The sequence below is a fragment of the Parvibaculum sp. genome (assembly GCF_040882025.1).
Classification (GTDB): domain Bacteria; phylum Pseudomonadota; class Alphaproteobacteria; order Parvibaculales; family Parvibaculaceae; genus Parvibaculum.
The window spans coordinates 8679-10149 of record NZ_JBBECC010000204.1 but is presented as its reverse complement, the minus strand read 5'-3'; the positions used below and the strand labels follow the sequence as shown (position 1 = coordinate 10149).

The following is a 1471-nucleotide window of genomic DNA, read 5'->3' as shown; positions in this document are numbered from 1 at the left end:
TTCACTCGCGTTCGAGAACCGCGCAGGCAACGCGTGCCCCGGCGCCGCCGATCGGCTGGCTCATATGGTCGTCCGCGCCCGCGTGAATGACGATGGCGCTGCCATCGGCGTCGAACAGCATCGAGCGGTCGCCCTGGCCGTCGAAACTGACCAGCGCCGAAAACATCTCGGCCTTGCCCGTGCCGTCCTCCGCCACATGCAGGTTCGGCAGATCGCCGAAGTCGGGCCCTTCCCGATTGAGCAGCCCATGCGGCTTCTCTTCGGATTTGAGCGGATGATTGATGTGTCCGCCCGACGACATGAACTTCGCGTCCGAGCAGTCGCCGGTGGCATGGAAGTGGACGCCGTGCCAGCCCGGCGCAAGGCCCTCGACCTCGATGCGGATCAGCACGCCGTCCGGCCCCTCGGAGAGATCGGCCGATCCCGCCTCCGCCCCGTCGGTGCTTTTGAACTGTCCGGCGGCGAGCTTCGGCTCGGCCTGTGCGGCGCCGGCGGCGGCGAAGCTGGCGGCGAGAAAAACGATGACGGGCAGGCGAACGGGCATCGGGAACCTCCGGAAACGGGAAACAAGCCTCGTCCAAACATAAGTCGCGCCGCTCCCCGCGCCCAGCCCGGCCATCACAAAACCGTGACCTCGAAATCGGTGCTGGATACCGACTGACCGAAATGGTAAAACTGGTCAGTCTCGCTCCCCGAAACCGCCGGAGGTACCCCCATGTCCGTCACGCTGCGCGTCAACGGCAAGGCCCATGTGCTCGACATCGAGCCCGAAATGCCGCTTCTCTGGGCGCTGCGCGACGAGCTCGGCCTCACCGGCACCAAGTTCGGTTGCGGCGTCGCCGCCTGCGGCGCCTGCACGGTCCATGTCGACGGCGTCGCCACCCGCACCTGCGTCACCCCCGTGGAAGCCGTGGACGGCGCGACCATCACCACCATCGAAGGCCTCGCCGCCACCTCCGGCGCGGCGGAGGGCCTTCTCGCCCCCGTCCAGCAGGCCTGGATCGACGCGCAGGTCCCCCAATGCGGCTATTGCCAGTCCGGCATGCTGATGGCCGTCTCCGCCCTCATCGCGGAAAACCCTCAGCCCACGGATGAAGACATCGACGCGGCGATCACGAATGTCTGCCGCTGCGGTACCTATCCGCGCGTCCGCGCCGCCATCCGTTCCGTCACCGCAGCCTGAGGGAGAGAGCATCATGGCCATGCAATTCAAGAAGCCTTCGCGCCGCCAGTTTCTCATCGGCGGCAGCGTCGGCGTCGCGGTCGGCGGCGGTCTCCTTCTCGGCTATGCCGTCTCCGGCCCCTCGCGCCGCGAGCTCGCCGAAGGGGCGGCCGCGCAAGGCGGCGAACGTTTCGTCACCACCTGGCTGAAAATCTCGCCGGACAACATCGTCACCATCTATGTCCCTCATGCCGACATGGGGCAGGGTACCATCACGGCGCTTGCCATGATGGCGGCGGAGGAAATGGA

General features: G+C 67.1%; 3 protein-coding genes. 2 read left to right on the top strand and 1 reads right to left on the bottom strand.

Features of this window, described 5'->3' with window-relative positions:
• Position 1: 1 nt before the first annotated feature.
• Complete coding sequence (locus WEB61_RS15895; protein WP_368065321.1) at positions 2 to 544, bottom strand: superoxide dismutase family protein; 543 nt, start codon at positions 542 to 544, stop codon at positions 2 to 4.
• 171 nt (positions 545 to 715) lie between these two features.
• Here WEB61_RS15895 and WEB61_RS15890 point away from each other — a divergent pair, with 171 nt between their 5' ends.
• Both WEB61_RS15890 and WEB61_RS15885 read left to right on the top strand, forming a co-directional pair.
• Positions 716 to 1183, top strand: a complete 468-nt coding sequence (locus WEB61_RS15890; protein ID WP_368065320.1) for a (2Fe-2S)-binding protein — start codon at positions 716 to 718, stop codon at positions 1181 to 1183.
• Positions 1184 to 1196: 13 nt separating this feature from the next.
• Positions 1197 to 1471: twin-arginine translocation signal domain-containing protein (locus WEB61_RS15885; protein ID WP_368065319.1), on the top strand; the 275-nt coding region annotated here is incomplete at its 3' end.

What these genes read in the sequence shown, in the direction of transcription:
- WEB61_RS15890 (WP_368065320.1), top strand. Translation starts at nt 716, where the DNA reads ATGTCCGTCACGCTGCGCGTCAACGGCAAGGCCCATGTGCTCGACATC.
- WEB61_RS15895 (WP_368065321.1), bottom strand. Translation starts at nt 544, where the DNA reads ATGCCCGTTCGCCTGCCCGTCATCGTTTTTCTCGCCGCCAGCTTCGCC.